Below are 16,176 nucleotides of genomic sequence, written 5' to 3'. Positions count from 1 at the left end.
CCGAGCGCGGGGAAGGGCCGAGGAGGGCCGGGTGACGACGTATGACGATCGAGCGAGCCTCACTGATCTGACCACCACAGCGGAGCGTGTCCGCAGGTCGGTGGAGGGTGTGATCGAGGGCAAGCCGGAGGTCGTACGGCTTTCGCTGACCGTGCTCCTCGCCGAGGGGCATCTGCTCATCGAAGATGTACCGGGCGTGGGAAAGACCATGCTCGCCAAGGCGCTCGCGCGGTCGATCGACTGCTCGGTGCGCCGCATCCAGTTCACGCCCGACCTGCTGCCTTCGGACATCACCGGTGTGTCCATCTGGGACCAGCAGCAGCGGGACTTCGAGTTCAAACCGGGCGCGATCTTCGCGCAGATCGTGATCGGCGACGAGATCAACCGCGCGTCGCCCAAGACGCAGTCGGCGCTCCTGGAGTCCATGGAGGAGCGCCAGGTCACCATCGACGGGCAGACGTACGAACTGCCGAGCCCCTTCATGGTGGTGGCGACGCAGAACCCGGTCGAGATGGAGGGCACCTACCCGCTGCCGGAGGCGCAGCGCGACCGTTTCATGGCGCGAGTGTCCATCGGCTATCCCAGCGCGGAAGCCGAACTCCAGATGCTGGACGTGCACGGCGGTGCCTCGCCCCTGGACGACCTCCAGCCGGTGGCGCACGCGCACGACATGGTGAAGCTGATCGACGCGGTCCGTACGGTGCATGTCGCGGACCCCGTCCGGCGCTATGCCGTCGACCTCGTCTCGGCCACGCGCAGCCACCCGGACCTGAGGCTCGGCGCCTCCCCGCGCGCGACGCTGCATCTGCTGCGCGCGGCGAAGGCGGCGGCAGCGCTCGCCGGCCGGGAGTACGCACTGCCGGACGACATCCAGGCCCTCGCCGTCGCGGTCCTGGCGCACCGCCTGCTGCCGACGGCCCAGGCCCAGCTCAACCGCAGGTCGGCCGAGCAGGTCGTGCAGGAGATCCTTCAGCGCACCCCGGTGCCCGCCGCGCCCCAGACGAACTCCCACGGCGGCTACCCGGGCCGTGCGCCGAACGCGTCGGTCGTCGGATTCGGTGAGCGTCAGCCGGGCACCCGGAGGCTGTGATGACGGCACCCGGCGGCCCGGCGGCGACGCGGGCCGACGAGGATCACGGGACCGGCGGGGACGCGGGGGACAAGAGCGGGCTGCGGACGGCGCTCGCGGGGCTGACCACCCGGGGCCGTTCCTTCCTGGCGGCGGGCGTCGCGGCGGCCGTGTGCGCCTATGTGCTCGGGCAGAGCGATCTGCTGCGGGTCGGACTGCTGCTCGCCGCGCTGCCGCTGGTCTGCGCGGCCGTCCTGTACCGCACCCGCTACCGCGTGGCCGGCAGCCGCCGCCTCGCGCCCGCGCGGGTGCCCGCCGGGTCCGAGGCCCGGGTCCATCTGCGGATGGACAATGTCTCGCGGCTCCCCACGGGCCTGCTGATGCTCCAGGACCGGGTGCCGTACGTACTGGGGCCGCGCCCCCGGTTCGTCCTGGACCGGGTGGAGGCGGGCGGGCGCCGTGAGGTGTCGTACCGGGTGCGCTCCGATCTGCGCGGCCGGTACCCCCTGGGCCCGCTGCAACTGCGGCTCAGCGACCCGTTCGGCATGTGCGAACTGACCCGCTCCTTCTCGACGTACGACACGCTGACCGTCGTCCCGCGCGTGGAGCCGCTGCCGTCGGTGCGGCTGAGCGGCGAGGCGAAGGGGTACGGCGACGGGCGTCAGCGCTCCCTCGCGCTCGCGGGCGAGGACGACGTCATCCCGCGCGGATACCGCTACGGCGACGACCTGCGCCGCGTCCACTGGCGCTCGACCGCGCGGTACGGCGAGTTGATGGTGCGCCGCGAGGAACAGCCGCAACGCGCGCGGTGCACGGTGCTCCTGGACACCCGGTATCTCGCGTTCCACGGCGCGGGCCCCGACTCGGCCTTCGAGTGGGCGGTCTCGGGCACGGCGTCGGTCCTGGTGCACATGCTCGAACGGGGCTTTTCGGTACGGCTGTTGACGGACACCGGCACCTCCGTACCCGGCGAGGGCTCCGACGGCTTCGCCGGGGTGAGCCAGGAGTCGGCGGACTCGGCCGGAATCATGATGGACACACTCGCCGTCGTGGACCACTCGGACGGCGCGGGCCTCTCGCGCGCGTACGACGTGCTGCGCGGCGGGCACGAAGGTCTCCTCGTCGCCTTCCTGGGCGACCTGGACGAGGAACAGGCCGCCGTGGTCGCCAAGATGCGGCAGCGCAGTGGCGCGGCCGTCGCGTTCGTGCTCGACAGCGTGGCGTGGGCGCGCGGGGCGGACGGCGGCGCGCCGGTCCAGCGGACCGAGGAACGGCTGCGGATGCTGCGCGAGGCGGGCTGGACCGCGGTCGCCGTGGCACCGGGCAGGTCGGTCGCCGCGCTGTGGGAGCAGGCGGACCGGGAGCGCACCGCGGTGGGCCCGGCGCCGTCGACGGGGACGACAGGGGGTTGGTCATGAGCGGGCGCGCACGGCTGGCGCTGTGCTCGGCGGCGGCGACGCTGCTCGCGGCGACCGCGCTGCTGCCGCTGGTCAAGCCGGCGACCTGGATCCTCCAGGCGGCGATTCTGCTGGCGATCCAGACCGCGGTGGGCGCCGCCGGGCGGCGGGTGCCGCTGGCCCGGCCGCTGACGGTGGCCGTGCAGGCCCTGGTGACGCTGCTGCTGCTGACGCTGGTCTTCGCGCGCGAGCAGGCCGTCGCCGGGGTGGTCCCGGGCCCCGACGCGATCCGGCACCTGGGCGAACTGCTCCAGGCCGGCGGGGACGACGTGGGCCGGTTCGCGATACCGGCGCCGCTGTCCCCCGGGATCCGGCTGATGCTGGTGGGCGGCGTCGTGGTGATCGGTCTCGCGGTGGACGCGCTCGCGGTGACGTTCCGCAGCGCGGCCCCGGCGGGCCTCCCGCTGCTCGCGCTGTACTCGGTGGCGGCGGGTCTCGGCGACGGCGGCACGGGCTGGTTCTGGTTCCTGCTCGCCGCGGCCGGCTATCTGGTGCTGCTCCTCGCCGAGGGCCGGGACCGGCTCTCGCAGTGGGGACGGGTCTTCGGCGGCACCCCACGCCGCCCCGGCAACGTCGCGGGCGGCCTGGAGAGCGAGCGCGGCGGAGCGGTCGCACCCGTACGCACGGGACGCCGTATCGGCGCGCTCGCGCTGGGGATCGCCCTCGTGGTGCCGCTGGCGCTGCCCGCCCTCGACGGCGGACTCCTCGACGGGACGGGCGGCGGCGCGGGCACCGGGCCCGGGGGCGGCGGCACCATCTCCGCGGTGAACCCACTGGTGTCGCTCCAGAACAGCCTCAACCAGCCCGAGGACCGCGAGGTCATGTCGTACCGCACGGACTCCGAGGAGAAGCAGGACCTGTATCTGCGGATCGTCTCGCTCGACGAGTTCGACGGCACCGCGTGGAAGCCGTCCGTACGGCGCATCAGCGATGTGCCCTCACCCCTGCCGGAGCCTCCAGGGCTCAGCGGGGACGTACGCCGTACGGAGGTCACGACGCGGATCTCGGCCGCCGACTGGTACGCGCAGGACTGGCTGCCGATGCCCTATCCGGCGAGCCAGGTCCGGATCGACGGCCGCTGGCGGTACGAGCCGGTCGGCCGGACCCTCGTCGGCGACCACGGCCAGACCACGCGGGGCGCGAACTACCAGGTGACCAGCCTGATCGTGCAGCCGACCGCCGACCAACTGGCGAACGCGCCCGAGCCGTCACGGGACTTCGCGCGCGAGTTCACGCGGGTGCCGGAGTCACTGCCCCCGGTGGTCGCGCAGACGGCCCTCAGGGTGACGGAGGGCTCGGCGAACGACTACGAGCGCGCCGTGAAGCTTCAGGACTACTTCGCGCAGAACGGCGGCTTCACGTACAACACGGAGGTCTCGGCGGGCAGCGGTTCGGCGGCGATCGCCCGGTTCCTGGAGCAGAAGGAAGGCTTCTGCGTCCACTTCTCGTTCTCGATGGCGGCGATGGCGCGGACGCTGGGGATCCCCGCGCGCGTGGCGGTCGGTTTCACACCGGGCACCCCGCAGGCCGACGGCACGATGTCGGTGGGCCTCAAGGACGCGCACGCATGGCCGGAACTGTACTTCGAGGGCGTGGGCTGGACCCGTTTCGAGCCGACGCCGAACCGGGGCACGGTGCCCGACTACACCCGGGCGGACACCCCGGCCGGTACGCCCAGCGATCCGGCGGCGCCCTCGCAGTCGGCGAGCACCGCGCCGTCCGCCGCGCCCTCGCAGTCCGAGAGCTGCACGGCGCAGCAGAAGAAGCTGGACGGCTGCGGCAGTACGCCACCTTCCGACGCGGGCGGCTCGGGCAGCGGCGGCCCTCCGCTGAAGACGATCTTCCTGATCGCGCTGGGTGTGATCCTGGCCGTGGGGCTGCCGCTGCTGCCGATGCTGGCGCGGCTGCGGACCCGGTCCGTACGGCTCGGCTCGCCGGGTCGTACGCAGGCGGACGCGGCGGCGAGAACGCTGGCGGCCTGGCTCGAACTCACCGACACGGCCTGGGACTTCGGCATCGCCCCCGACGGTTCGCAGACGCCGCGCGGGACAGCCGCGCGGATCATCCGCCTCGGCCGGCTCGACCCACCGGCGGCGGAGTCCGTGCAGCGCCTGGCGGCAGCGGTGGAGCAGGTCCTGTACGCGCCGCAACCGCAGCCGGTGGCGGGCCTCGCGGAGGACGTACGGCGGGTACGGGCAGCCCTGAGCGCGTCGGTCAGCCGCCGCACGCGTCTGCGCGCCCTGCTCCTCCCCCGGTCGACGGTCCGCATCGTCTGGGCCGTGTCGGACCGCCTGACGTCCCTCCGGATCCGGGCCACCGCCGCCTGGCCGAGGCCGGGGAAGCAGCGCCCGAGCGAATCGGGGTGACCAGGGCAGGGCCCCGGTCGGGTACCCGACCGGGGTGTTCCCGGCCGTCCTCGTGCAGCGGAAATCGGTCCACCCGTCCGCCCTGGCAAACGAAAAGGGGCGACCACTCTCGGTCGCCCCTCGGTACAGCTTCGGTTATGGATGGCCCACACACATGGGCTGGGCACGTGGAACTAGCCCGTGGGTCTAATGGCCACCCTGTTCATCACGCCGTCGCTGCCAGCGCTGCTCGATCCGGTCCATCATCCCCTTGCGCTGACGGCTCTGGCGCCGGGGTGACGGCGGAGCACCTGGCGCCGCACCCGCGGCGCTCGGCTGCTCACCTGGTTTCGGGGCTTTACGCCAACCGGTGACGGCAAGTACCGCGCAACCCAGCATGACGAGGAATCCCACCACGCTGACCCAGATCTGCTGGGCGACCATTCCGGCCATGAGGAGCGCGATACCCACCAGGAAGCCTGCGACCGCCTGGTATACCCGTCGCCGGGTGTACGTACGCAGCCCGCTTCCCTCAAGCGCTGTCGCGAACTTGGGATCTTCGGCGTACAGCGCTCGCTCCATTTGCTCGAGCATTCGCTGCTCGTGCTCCGAGAGCGGCACGGAGTCCTCCTCATCGTGCAGTCGCCGGGGCGACCGGGGGGTTCCCTTCAGGATAGGCAGGGAATCGCCCCCGTGAAACCCGCCCCTCTACGCCAATTCGCCAGTCAGAACCCGCCATGGCGCTCCGGCTCGCTGAGGCGTCCATTCCCCGGCGGGCCGTCCGTCATGCCGAACCTTCCCCCTCGATCATACGGCGAGTAGCGCCCGATCGGGGTGCCTGTGGCGTACTCCATGTGCTGCTGCGCCGCTGATCAGCGGCTGACTCCCGGGGCGCCCCGGGAGTCGACTCACGCCTCGGCCGTTCCGCGCTTCTCGCCGAGGACGTGGAGCTGTGTCGCCACGGAGTGGAAAGCGGGCTGTTCCGCAGCCGCTGCCTCCAGTTTCAGCAGCGCTTCCAGCGCCCCCGGTTCGGTGTCGACCAGCACTCCGGGGACCAGGTCCGCGAAGACCCGTACGCCGTGTACGGCGTCGACGCGGACGCCGGCGGCCTCGACGAGACCGGTGAGCTGCTCGGTGGTGAAGCGCCGGGGCACCGGGTCGCCCTCGCCCCAGCGCCCGTCGGGGTCGGTCAGCGCGTGCCGGGCCTCCGTGAAATGACCGGCGATGGCGCGCGCGAGGACGGCGCCGCCCAGGCCCGCGGCGAGCAGACTGAGGACGCCGGACGGCCGGAGCGCGCCGATGGCGTTGCGGATGCCTTCGGCCGGGTCGTCCACGTACTCCAGGACGCCGTGGCAGAGCACCGCGTCGTACCCTCCGCGCTCGACCACGTCGAACAGGCCGAGTGCGTCGCCCTGGACGCCGGTGACGCGGTCGGCGACGCCGGCCTCGGCGGTCCGGCGCTCCAGCGCGAACAGGGCGTTCGGGCTGGGGTCGACCACCGTGACGCGGTGGCCGAGCCGGGCGACGGGCACGGCGAAGTTGCCGCTGCCGCCGCCCGTGTCGAGGACGTCGAGCGCGTCGCGTCCCGTGGTCTTGACCCGGCGGTCGAGGGCGTCCTTGAGAACGTCCCAGACCACGGCGGTTCGGAGAGAAGCGCGGGGGCGCATCGGGTCCGACACGGCAGTTGACTCCTCGGCGCGGCACCGCCTGTCGTGGGGCGGAGCGATGGGCGTCCTCCGTCGTCCGGCGGATGGTCCGGGGCGGACGGGGAGGTTCAGGCTTTCCCACCCTATTGCCTCGGACCGGCTGCCCCGCGCTCCGTCCCACCTGGGGCTCTCGTTTCGGATCAGGCCGCGCCCGGCCCGCCCTCCCCCCTGGCCGTGCCCGGTGGCCCTTCCTCGGCGCGTGGCGCGGGCAGTACCGGCTGGAGGACGAGCATCCGCTCGACCAGGCGCAGGAACATCGCCACGTCGCGCAGCAGGTCGTCGGCGTCGCGGGTGGTGGCCGCGCCCCGGATGCCCGCCTCGGCGCGGGCGCGGCGGCTCGCTCCGGAGGCGAACAGGGCGCTCCACTCGGTGAGTTCGGGGGCTATCTCGGGGAGGACTTCCCAGGCGCTGCGGATCCTGGCGCGGCGCCGCTCGCCGATCTCCGGGCGGCCCCGGGCCGCGAGTACGGCGGCGGCGGTGCGCAGGGCGGCTAGGTGGGCTGTCGCGTAGCGCTCGTTCGACGTTTCGAGCAGGCCCGCCTCCTCCAGGCCCGCGCGGGCCTGGGCGAGCAGATCGAGGGCGGCGGGCGGTGCCGTGGCCCGGCGGAGCACGGGGTGCACATCGCTCGGCGGGCCGGTCAGTGAGGGGGCAGGGCCGCCGGTGCGGCGCCGGTGGGCGGCGGCTGCGGATGAGCTGGCCATGACGAACCTCCTGTCGTCTGTGTGACGGCGCGGTGGCCGTATGTGCCCATAGTGGACGACGCCACTGACAATGCGGGCTGACCTGCGGTTTTGATTCGATCGCACATTCGAGGTGGCCAAGCCTGTGAGAATCGGGGCCATGGACAGCAGCAGCACCCGCCGTCAGGCGACCCGGCAGAAGCTGTACGAGGCGGCCGTCACGCTCATCGCCGAGCAGGGTTTCTCGGCCACGACGGTGGACGAGATCGCCGAACGCGCCGGGGTCGCGAAAGGGACGGTCTACTACAACTTCGCCAGCAAGTCGGTTCTCTTCGAAGAGCTGCTGCGGCACGGCGTCGGCCTGCTCACGGCCTCGCTGCGCGACGCGGCCGAACGCACCGCGCGCGGGGGCGGCGGCATGGTCGACGCGCTGGACGCGATGATCCGCGCGGGACTCGTCTTCATGGACCGCTATCCGGCCTTCACACAGTTGTACGTCGCCGAGTTGTGGCGCACCAACAGGGCCTGGCAGTCCACCCTCATGGTGGTGCGCCAGGAGGCCGTCGCGGTCGTCGAGGACGTCCTGCGCGAGGGTGTCGCGAACGGCGAGCTGAACGAGGAGATCGACATCCCGCTGACGGCCGCCGCGCTGGTCGGCATGGTGCTGGTCGCGGCCCTGGACTGGCAGGCGTTCCAGCCGGAACGCTCCCTCGACGACGTCCACGCGGCGCTGTCACGGCTGTTGCAGGGGCGCGTGAGCGGAGGGAGCTGAGCGGAAGGTCAGGAAGGCGCCGGCCCGGCGCGGCCTCATCCCCCTGAGACCCCACCGGACCGGCGTATCCCCCGTTTCGTTCCCCCGTCGGGCCCGTGCGGTCCTTCTCCGGGCCCGTCGGTCCTCGTTCCCGTGGTCACCGGGACGAGCCGGCCAAGGGCGCCCGCGCCGTTCCGCCGCCCCGTGCCGGCGGTACCGGCGGGGCGCCCCTTTCCGTGCCACCACTCTTCCGTCCGCGCAGGTCGGGCCCCATCCGCGCGCGTACTCATCTCCCCTACTAGGTACGCGTACTCAGACCTGCGCACGCATCCTCAGGACGCGCCGCCGCCCACTGGTTACGATCGCGTCCGTGTCCGTACTCCCCCTGGTCTTCACCAGCGGCTGGGCGAGCGGGATCAACGCGTACGCGGTGGTCCTGCTGCTCGGCATATTCGGCGCGACCGGTGTCACCGACGAGGTGCCCGCGTCGCTCCAGAGCACTCCCGTCCTGATCACCGCCGGAGTGCTGTTCCTGTGCGAGGCCGTCGCCGACAAGATCCCTTATGTCGACTCGGTCTGGGACACCGTGCACACGGTGATCCGCCCGGCGTCGGGCGCCGTCGTGGCGGCGCTCCTGGCCGGGCAGAGCGGCTCGCTCCCCGACATCGCGGCCGGTGCCATCGGAGGGTCGACGGCGCTGGCCAGTCACGCCGTCAAGTCCGGTACGCGGATGGCGATCAACTCCTCGCCCGAGCCGTTCAGCAACTTCATCGTGAGCACGGCGGAGGACCTGGGCGTCGGCGGGCTCGTGACGTTCGCCATGTTCTATCCCCGGACCGCCGCCGTCATCGCGGCCGTGCTGCTGCTCCTGGGTTTGGTTCTCACGGTGTTCCTGATCTCGCGGATCAGACGGTTCCTGCGGCGGCGCGCGCAGCGCCGCGAGGAGCGCCGCCGGGGGCCACTGGGCGCACCACCCGGGGCGGGTGCGCCACCCGGCGAACCGGGTCCCGTGCGCCGCTGGTAGGCGGTGGATGCGGGCCCGGATCGGCCCCGGCAAGGGCTCAGGGCGTGACTGTCAGTGGTGGCCGATAGAGTCCCTGACATGGCACGGATTGCGGTGATCGGCGCGGGGATGGGCGCCCTGGCGACCGCCGCCCGGCTGGCCGTCGCGGGCCACCGGGTGGTGGTGTTCGAGCGCGCGGAGACCTATGGCGGGGCGGTGGCGGCCGTCGAGCGGGACGGTTTCGTGTTCGACACGGGACCGGGGCTGCTGCTCCTGCCCGCCGTCCACCGGGACCTGTTCCTCAAGACGGGCAAGGAGCCACTGGAGAGCAGCGTCGAGCTGTCCCAGGTGGAGCCGGCGGCGCGCCATGTCTTCGCGGACGGCAGCGAGGTCTCCTTGCCCAACGCGTCCCGCGCGGGCGTCGGCGAGGCCCTGGACGCGGCGCTCGGCGCGGGCAGGGGCGCGCTGTGGGCCGCTTTCATGAACCGCGCGCGGGAGGCATGGGACCGCTCGCGCCGCCCGCTCCTCGAAGAGCCCCTGTGGCCGAACTGGCAGGTGCTGGCCGACCGTGAGCCCTATCCGGCGGTGCCGCACCGCAGGCTCCTGCGCAAGGACCGGGTGGCGACGACGCTGAACGAGGTCGCCGAGCTGGAACTGGACGGCGACCCGGGGCTGCGGGCGCTGCTTGAGCAGTACGCGGTGGCGTGGGGCCTCGACCCGCGCACGGCACCGGCGAGCGCGGCGGTGCTGCCGTATCTGGAGCAGACGTTCGGGGTGTGGGCGGTGCGCGGCGGGATGCGGTCCCTCGCGCGTGCCGTGTACGAGCGGTGCCTCGCGCGCAGGGTCGAGTTCCGGTTCGGCGCGGCGGTGGTGCGGATCGTCGAGAAGGACGGGCGCGCGGCGGGCGTGGAGACGGCCGAAGGCACCGTGGAGGAAGCCGACTTCGTGGTGGCGGGGATCGCGCCGGGCCCGCTCGCCGCACTGCTGCCGGGTACGGACCCGCGCGCGGGGGACGGTGTCGCGCCGCAGTCGGGGATGCCGAGCCGGCTGACCGTCCTGCTGGCGCTGCGCGGCGCCCGGCCCGAGGGCACCCCGCATCGCACGGTGGTCCACGCGGCGGACCGCGACGCCGAGTTGGACGCCGTCTTCGGGACCGCGCCGAGCCTGCCGGAGCGTCCCACGGTCACGGTGCTGCGCCCCGGTGACCCCGCGGGTGTGCCGGACGCCGAGCACGAGGCGGTCACCCTGACGGCGACGGTCCCGGCCCACCGCGCCGGGTCCACGGGCGCCGGCCATGACGCGGTGGCCGACCGGATGATCGAGGCGGCCGGGCGGGCGATACCGGGGCTGCGCGAGCGGCTGCTCTGGCGCGAGGTGCGGACCCCCGCGGACATCGAGGCGACCACGGGCGCGCCGGGCGGGGCGGTCCCCGCGCCCGCGCTGGCGGCGGCCGGGGGCCGGCTGCTCCATCCGTCGAACAGCACGTCCCTGCCGGGCCTGTTCACGGTCGGCGGCTGGTCGCACCCGGGCGGCGGGCTGCCGCACGCGGGCATGTCGGGCGCGCTGGTGGCCGGACTGATCGTGGAGGGACCGGAGTTCCGCGGCTCACGCTGAGCGCGGGGCGACGTCGGCGCTGAGTTCCTGAGTCCGGGACGTGGGAGGGGTCAGTACCGGTACTGCTGCTGTCCGTCGTACCCGGCGCCCGGGTCGGCGGCCGGATAGCCGCCGTTCTGGTACGGATATGGCTGCGGCTGCGGCTGCTCGGGCGGGAGTTCGCCGCCGTACTCGCCGGGCTGACCGGGCTGGCCGTCGACGCCGCGCTGCTGCGGGACCCAGACACCGCCGGGCGGGGTCTCGCCGTAGCCATGGGGCGCGTAGGGGTCCTGGGGGTACGCCTGTTGGGCGTACGGATCGTAGCCCTGGCCGTCGTACGACTGGGTGCCGGTGTACGGGTCGGAGTAGGCCGCGTACTGATGCGGGTCCTGGTTGTATGCGGGCTGCTGCTGGTCGTAGCCGGCGTAGGAGTCGTAGCCGTAGTCCGGGGTGCCCTGGTTCTGCGGGTAGTCCGGGGTGTCGGGCCGGCCGTGGGTGGAGGCAGCCGCGTAGGCCGTGTCGCTGTATATGCCGTACTGGCCGGTGTCGTCGGGCAGGGGCTCCGGCTCGTAGATCGTGGTGGCCGGGCCCGCGCCTGACTGGTCGTACGCGTAGGCGGCGGTCCCGGGGTGCGCGGCTCCGGAGGCGTAGGCCGGGTCGCGGTCGTTGCGGAAGACGTCGTCGTCCGCGTAGGCGGTGTCGGCCGCGTAGGCACCGTTGTCGTGGTGGGGGGCGTCCGGGTGCTGGGCGTCCGGCGGGTAGGGGTCGTCGGCGGACTCCAGGTCGGAGACCTGGAGGGTGGGCTCCTGGCGCCCGCCCGAGCCGGTCCTGCGGCGCTTGCTGCCGCCCGGCCGACCGCCGATGGCCCAGCCGGTCGAGAACCCTCGGCGGAACGACAGCGTGACGTACGTCTGACCCACCGCGAAGGCGATGGCGCCCAGCGCGATCACCGGGACCGAGGGGATCAGGACGCCGAGGACGACGCCGAGGAAGCCGCAGAAGGCGAGCGCGCGATAGCGCAGTCGCGCCTTGTACTGGAGCAGCACCTCACCGAGCAGCCACAACGCGACGATGCCGAACGCGATGTACAGGACCGTCCAGCCCATGTACGCCCCTCTCCTGCGGTCGGTGCCCCACCGCGTACGGCCGGTCTAGACCTGCGGGTGATGCAGCCCCAGATTTTCGTAGATCTCCAGTGTCGCCGTCGAGTTGTTGAGCGTGATGAAGTGCAACCCGGGGACACCTTCGTCCAGCAGCCTCGCGCAGAACTCGGTCGCGAACTCGATGCCAATGGAGCGTACAGCGGCCGGATCGTCCCGCGCCGTGAGGATCCGCTCTTTCAGCGCGGCGGGGAAGGAGGCGTTGCTGAGCTGCGCCAACCGTTCCAACTGCTTCACGCTGGTGACGGGCATGACCTCGGGGATGATCGGGGTCGCGCAGCCCGCTTCGGTGACGCGGTCGCGGAGCCGGAGGTATGACTCGGGGTGGAAGAACATCTGCGTGATCGCGTAGTCGGCGCCCGCGCGGCACTTGTCCACGAAGTGCCGTACGTCGGACTCCTCGTCCGCCGAGCGCGGATGGGTCTCGGGGAAGGCCGCGACGCCGACGCAGAAGTCGCCGGACTCCTTGATGAGCCGGACCAGCTCGGCCGCGTACGTCAAACCCTCGGGGTGCGCGATCCAGTCGCCCATCGGGTCGCCGGGCGGATCGCCGCGGACAGCCAGCATGTTGCGGATCCCGGCGTCGGCGTACTGGCCGATGATGTTGCGCAGCTCGGCGAGGGAGTGGTTCACGGCGGTGAGGTGGGCGACCGGCGTCAGCGTCGAGTCCTCGACGATCTGCTCGGTGGCCTTCACGGTCCCCGCGCGCGTGGAGCCGCCCGCGCCGTACGTCACGGAGACGAAGCTCGGGGCGACCGCCTCGACCCTGCGCAGCGCGTTCCACAGGTTGCGCTCGCCCTTCGGGGTCTTGGGCGCCCAGAACTCGAAGGAGTAGGTGGTTTTGCCCGACGCGAGCATGTCGCGCACCGTGGGTGCGCGATCCGTCCTGGTGGAAGCTGTGCCGAAGGCCATACCGGCAGGTTAGCCAGGTGACGGGAGTCCCCCAACCGGGCGCATGGCTTTTGTCGCGAATGCCGGACTGTTGTCCACGCCTCGGACACCCGGCCGGCGAGGGCCGGACGGAGGGGGAAGGTCAGCCGGCTGCCCGGAGGCGCTTGGCGAACTCCGCCGCCGCGGCTCCCGGGTCGTCCGCCTCGGTGATGGCCCGTACGACGACGACCCGGCGGGCGCCCGCGTCGAGCACCTGGTCGAGGTTGCCGAGGTCGATGCCGCCGATGGCGAACCAGGGGCGGTCGGTGCCCAGGGACGCCGTGTGGCGGACGAGGTCGAGGCCCGGGGCGTGCCTGCCCGGCTTGGTGGGGGTGGGCCAGCAGGGGCCCGTACAGAAGTAGTCCATGCCGTCCTGGGCCGCGGCGGCGTCCGCTTCGGCGGGGGCGTGGGTGGAGCGGCCGATGAGGATGTCGTCGCCGAGGATCGCGCGGGCGGCCGGGACGGGGAGGTCGCCCTGGCCGAGGTGGAGGACGTCGGCGCCGATGGCGTGGGCGATGTCCGCGCGGTCGTTGACGGCGAGGAGGGTGCCGTGGCGCCGGCAGGCGTCGGCGACGACCTGGAGGTGTTCCAGCTCCTCGGCCGCCTCCATGCCCTTGTCGCGCAGTTGCACCACGTCGACGCCCTGGGCCAGGACGGCGTCCAGGAACTCCGGGAGGTCGCCGCGGGTCGTTCGGGCGTCCGTGCAGAGATAGAGCCGGGCGTCGTCGAGACGGTTGGACATGGCGAGGTCCCCCCTGGGCGGTGTACGGCGTGTCAGTGGCGTACGGAACCCGGCCACGACGGCGAGGGCCGTGGTCCGGGGTCCGTACGCGTACGGTTGTGCGTTTGTGCGTTTGCTCAGACGGCGAGCGCCTGGGCGCGGCGCTTCACCTCCGTGCCACGATTCTCGCTGAGCGCCTGCGCGGGGGTGCCGGGCAGGGTCGGGTCGGGGGTGAAGAGCCACTCCAGCATCTCTTCGTCGCTGAAGCCGTCGTCCCGCAGGAGCGTCAGGGTGCCGGTGAGGCCCTTGACGACCTTGTCGCCGTCGATAAAGGCGGCGGGCACGTGCAGCGCCCTGTTCTCGCCACGGCGCACCGCGATCAGCTGGCCCTCCTTGACCAGCTGCCGGACGCGCGTCACCTCGACGCCGACCTGTTCGGCGATGTCGGGGAGGGTGAGCCAGGCGGGGACGAGAGCATCGATCTTTGCGTCAATCTCGGTCACGTGTCCAAGGTTGCCATCTAGCTCTGACAGCGGAAAGCCGGACGCCGTCCCGGCGGGGTGACGGGAACCCTGGCATGGGCCCCACCGACCCGCCCTCCGTACGGGTGGGGCACCGCCTGGCTGCACCGCGCACCGCGTCCCGCTGCGGCGGCGGAGACAGAACGCGGCTGCCGCCGGGGTCGCAGCAGGCGGCCGGGCCGGCTCGGCACTGCCGAACCACCACATCCGCGTCCCGCCATCGCGGCGGAAACGCAACCCGGCTGCCGCCGGGACCACGGCAAACGGCTTGGGCACGCTTGGCACCGCCGGACACCATGTCCCGAGTCCCGCCACCGCAACTGAGAGAGAACCCGGCTGCCCCCAGGGACCACACCGAACAGCCCTACCAGCCCGGCACCACCGAAATGCCACCGCCGCGACGGACACAGAACCCGGCCACCGGCAGGCCGCACCGAACAGCCAGCCGACTCGGCACCGCCGGAACGCCACATCCCACTTCCCACCATCGCGGCGGAAACAGAACCCGACCGCCGCCGGGGACCACACCAATCAGCCGGACCGGCCCGGCACCGCCGCACCACGACAACCCGTGCCCCGCTACCGCGGCGGAGACAGAGCCCGGCCACCGCCGGAACGACCTCAGAGCCGCCAAGGTGGTCCGGCGCCGTAGGGCTGCGCTGCTCCACGGCCCGCCCTCTCGGCGGACGCAGCACCACACAGCCATGCCCGCCCGGCACTACCGGAACACGACATCCCGCCTCCGGCGGGGCCGTGACGCCAAGCCGAGGCCGCACCAAACCGTCGCGTCGACTTCCGCGCCGCCCGCGCACGGCATTCCGGCGTCGTGGCGGAAGGAGGCTTCGGCCGGCACCCGGACCCTTGCCAGTCCACCCGGCACTCACACCTGCGCACCGGGCATCGCTGCGGGCGGATGGGTGGGCGGATGGGTGGGTGGGTGGTCTTCAGCAGAGCTATCTCGTCGCTGATTTCAAGGGGCGCGACGCGTCCGGGAGGAGGGCTGTGTTCATCAGCGTCGCTGATTCGATCAGCTTTCGGCCCTGGGCCAGGTCTCGGGGGCGGCCCACCGCCAGGACCGCGATCAGGCGGTCGTCACGGAGCCAGCAGACCGACCATGCCGCGCCGCTGGGGCTGCCCCGCCATACGGTCGTGTCGGCGCCCCCGTGATGTCCGGCGTACTGCACGAAACGGCCGAACTGCTCCGACCAGAAGTACGGCACCGGGTCGTACACGGCACGTGTCTCGCCGATGATGTCGGCGGCGACCGTGCGGGGGCCCTGGAGGGCGTTGTCCCAGTGGTGGACGAGGAGTCGCGTGCCGTAGCGCGCGGAGGGGAACGAGGCGCAGTCGCCGACCGCGTACACATCCGGTACCGACGTCCGCAGCCGGTCGTCCGCGACGACCTCCCGCTGCGCGCCGAGCGCGATCCCGGATCCGGCGAGCCACCCCGTGGCGGGCCGCGCCCCGATACCCACGACGACGGCGCCCGCGCGCAGCGCCGTGCCGTCGTCCAGGACGACCGCCCCCGGCTCGATGCGCGCCACGCGCGCGTGGGTGCGCAGTTCGGCGCCGGCGTCCGCGTACCAGTCGGTCATCGGCTCGGCCACCTCCGCCGGCAGCGCCCCGGCGAGCGGGCGCCCGGCCGCCTCGACCACGGTCACCGCGCACCCCGCCTCGCGCGCGGCGGTGGCGAACTCGGCGCCGATCCAGCCGGCGCCGACGACCACGATGTCGTGCTGCGCGGCGAGTACGGGCCGCAGCCGCTCGGCGTCGTCCAGCGTGCGCAGCAGATGCACCCCGGGCACCCCCTCGGCGCCGGGCAGCTGAATCGGTTCGGCGCCGGTCGCGACGACCAGTACGTCGTACGGGACGGGCCCCGACTCGGTGTCCAGCTCGTGGTCCCCGGGGCGCACCCCGGTGACCTCCAGGCCGAGCCGCAGCTCCACGCCGAACGCATCGAAGTCGATGTCGAAGGCGGAGCCCTCGGCCTTGCCGAGCAGGACCGCCTTGGACAGCGGTGGCCGGTCGTACGGCTGATGCGGCTCCGCGCCGATCAGCGTGATGCTCCCGGTGAACCCCCGCTCGCGCAGCGCCACCGCCGTCTGCACCCCGGCCATGCCCGCGCCCGCGATGACGACGCGTCCACCCACGCGCGGGCGCCCCGCCGTCCCGTCGTCCACCTGCGTCTGCTCGCTCACGCGATCACCATAAACAACTGACGTTCAGTCAGTCAGGTGGTC

Annotated in this window: 14 protein-coding genes; 6 read left to right on the top strand and 8 right to left on the bottom strand. The window is 72.9% G+C overall.

What is annotated here, in order from left to right; all coding sequences use genetic code 11:
* Positions 1 to 31 precede the first annotated feature (31 nt).
* Genes ACIQNU_RS06460 through ACIQNU_RS06450 form a run of 3 tightly spaced genes read left to right on the top strand, consistent with a single transcriptional unit; the run spans position 32 to position 4,892 of the window.
* On the top strand, positions 32 to 1,090 hold the full coding sequence (locus ACIQNU_RS06460; RefSeq protein ID WP_401361512.1) for an AAA family ATPase: 1,059 nt from the start codon (positions 32 to 34) through the stop codon (positions 1,088 to 1,090).
* Positions 1,090 to 2,487, top strand: coding sequence for a DUF58 domain-containing protein (locus ACIQNU_RS06455; protein WP_401361510.1), 1,398 nt, complete (start codon positions 1,090 to 1,092; stop codon positions 2,485 to 2,487). The genes ACIQNU_RS06460 and ACIQNU_RS06455 overlap by 1 nt, the downstream gene beginning before the upstream one ends.
* Complete coding sequence (locus ACIQNU_RS06450) at positions 2,484 to 4,892, top strand: DUF3488 and DUF4129 domain-containing transglutaminase family protein (protein WP_401361508.1); 2,409 nt, start codon at positions 2,484 to 2,486, stop codon at positions 4,890 to 4,892. The genes ACIQNU_RS06455 and ACIQNU_RS06450 overlap by 4 nt, the downstream gene beginning before the upstream one ends.
* Before the next feature lie 186 nt (positions 4,893 to 5,078).
* Here the strand turns inward: ACIQNU_RS06450 and ACIQNU_RS06445 are convergent, their stop codons facing one another.
* The 3 genes from ACIQNU_RS06445 to ACIQNU_RS06435 form a co-directional block, all read right to left on the bottom strand.
* Positions 5,079 to 5,492, bottom strand: a complete 414-nt coding sequence (locus ACIQNU_RS06445) for a DUF3040 domain-containing protein (protein ID WP_401361506.1) — start codon at positions 5,490 to 5,492, stop codon at positions 5,079 to 5,081.
* 287 nt (positions 5,493 to 5,779) lie between these two features.
* Complete coding sequence (locus tag ACIQNU_RS06440; protein WP_401361504.1) at positions 5,780 to 6,550, bottom strand: methyltransferase; 771 nt, start codon at positions 6,548 to 6,550, stop codon at positions 5,780 to 5,782.
* A 167-nt stretch (positions 6,551 to 6,717) separates the two neighbouring features.
* Positions 6,718 to 7,278 (bottom strand): SAV_6107 family HEPN domain-containing protein, encoded by a 561-nt coding sequence (locus ACIQNU_RS06435; protein WP_401361502.1) that lies wholly within the window; start codon positions 7,276 to 7,278, stop codon positions 6,718 to 6,720.
* A 139-nt stretch (positions 7,279 to 7,417) separates the two neighbouring features.
* Between ACIQNU_RS06435 and ACIQNU_RS06430 the strand changes: the two genes are divergently transcribed.
* The 3 genes from ACIQNU_RS06430 (at position 7,418) to ACIQNU_RS06420 (ending at position 10,625) form a co-directional block, all read left to right on the top strand.
* Positions 7,418 to 8,029: a TetR/AcrR family transcriptional regulator gene (locus tag ACIQNU_RS06430; protein WP_401361501.1), complete on the top strand. Its 612-nt coding sequence runs from the start codon at positions 7,418 to 7,420 to the stop codon at positions 8,027 to 8,029.
* Between the two features lie 349 nt (positions 8,030 to 8,378).
* Positions 8,379 to 9,032, top strand: a complete 654-nt coding sequence (locus tag ACIQNU_RS06425; RefSeq protein ID WP_401361499.1) for a DUF4126 domain-containing protein — start codon at positions 8,379 to 8,381, stop codon at positions 9,030 to 9,032.
* 78 nt (positions 9,033 to 9,110) lie between these two features.
* Positions 9,111 to 10,625 (top strand): phytoene desaturase family protein, encoded by a 1,515-nt coding sequence (locus ACIQNU_RS06420; RefSeq protein ID WP_401361497.1) that lies wholly within the window; start codon positions 9,111 to 9,113, stop codon positions 10,623 to 10,625.
* A 50-nt stretch (positions 10,626 to 10,675) separates the two neighbouring features.
* Here ACIQNU_RS06420 and ACIQNU_RS06415 read toward each other — a convergent pair whose 3' ends face one another.
* The 5 genes from ACIQNU_RS06415 to ACIQNU_RS06395 form a co-directional block, all read right to left on the bottom strand.
* A complete protein-coding gene (locus ACIQNU_RS06415; RefSeq protein ID WP_401361495.1) occupies positions 10,676 to 11,710 on the bottom strand; it encodes a hypothetical protein in 1,035 nt (344 codons plus the stop codon).
* 45 nt (positions 11,711 to 11,755) lie between these two features.
* Positions 11,756 to 12,676: a methylenetetrahydrofolate reductase [NAD(P)H] gene (gene metF / locus ACIQNU_RS06410; protein ID WP_401361493.1), complete on the bottom strand. Its 921-nt coding sequence runs from the start codon at positions 12,674 to 12,676 to the stop codon at positions 11,756 to 11,758.
* A gap of 121 nt (positions 12,677 to 12,797) precedes the next feature.
* A complete protein-coding gene (gene thiE, locus ACIQNU_RS06405) occupies positions 12,798 to 13,436 on the bottom strand; it encodes a thiamine phosphate synthase (protein WP_401361491.1) in 639 nt (212 codons plus the stop codon).
* A 116-nt stretch (positions 13,437 to 13,552) separates the two neighbouring features.
* On the bottom strand, positions 13,553 to 13,918 hold the full coding sequence (locus ACIQNU_RS06400; RefSeq protein ID WP_401361489.1) for an Rv2175c family DNA-binding protein: 366 nt from the start codon (positions 13,916 to 13,918) through the stop codon (positions 13,553 to 13,555).
* A 971-nt stretch (positions 13,919 to 14,889) separates the two neighbouring features.
* Positions 14,890 to 16,134: an NAD(P)/FAD-dependent oxidoreductase gene (locus tag ACIQNU_RS06395; RefSeq protein WP_401361487.1), complete on the bottom strand. Its 1,245-nt coding sequence runs from the start codon at positions 16,132 to 16,134 to the stop codon at positions 14,890 to 14,892.
* Between the last annotated feature and the right edge of the window lie 42 nt (positions 16,135 to 16,176).

It is taken from the genome of Streptomyces sp. NPDC091292, assembly GCF_044757265.1.
In the GTDB taxonomy this organism is placed as follows: domain Bacteria; phylum Actinomycetota; class Actinomycetes; order Streptomycetales; family Streptomycetaceae; genus Streptomyces.
This window is presented reverse-complemented; position numbering and strand designations above follow the sequence as displayed.

Coding starts and splice junctions, on each gene's coding strand:
- ACIQNU_RS06455 (WP_401361510.1), top strand. CDS start 1,090: ATGACGGCACCCGGCGGCCCGGCGGCGACGCGGGCCGACGAGGATCAC.
- ACIQNU_RS06450 (WP_401361508.1), top strand. CDS start 2,484: ATGAGCGGGCGCGCACGGCTGGCGCTGTGCTCGGCGGCGGCGACGCTG.
- ACIQNU_RS06435 (WP_401361502.1), bottom strand. CDS start 7,278: ATGGCCAGCTCATCCGCAGCCGCCGCCCACCGGCGCCGCACCGGCGGC.
- ACIQNU_RS06430 (WP_401361501.1), top strand. CDS start 7,418: ATGGACAGCAGCAGCACCCGCCGTCAGGCGACCCGGCAGAAGCTGTAC.
- ACIQNU_RS06420 (WP_401361497.1), top strand. CDS start 9,111: ATGGCACGGATTGCGGTGATCGGCGCGGGGATGGGCGCCCTGGCGACC.
- ACIQNU_RS06415 (WP_401361495.1), bottom strand. CDS start 11,710: ATGGGCTGGACGGTCCTGTACATCGCGTTCGGCATCGTCGCGTTGTGG.
- metF (WP_401361493.1), bottom strand. CDS start 12,676: ATGGCCTTCGGCACAGCTTCCACCAGGACGGATCGCGCACCCACGGTG.
- thiE (WP_401361491.1), bottom strand. CDS start 13,436: ATGTCCAACCGTCTCGACGACGCCCGGCTCTATCTCTGCACGGACGCC.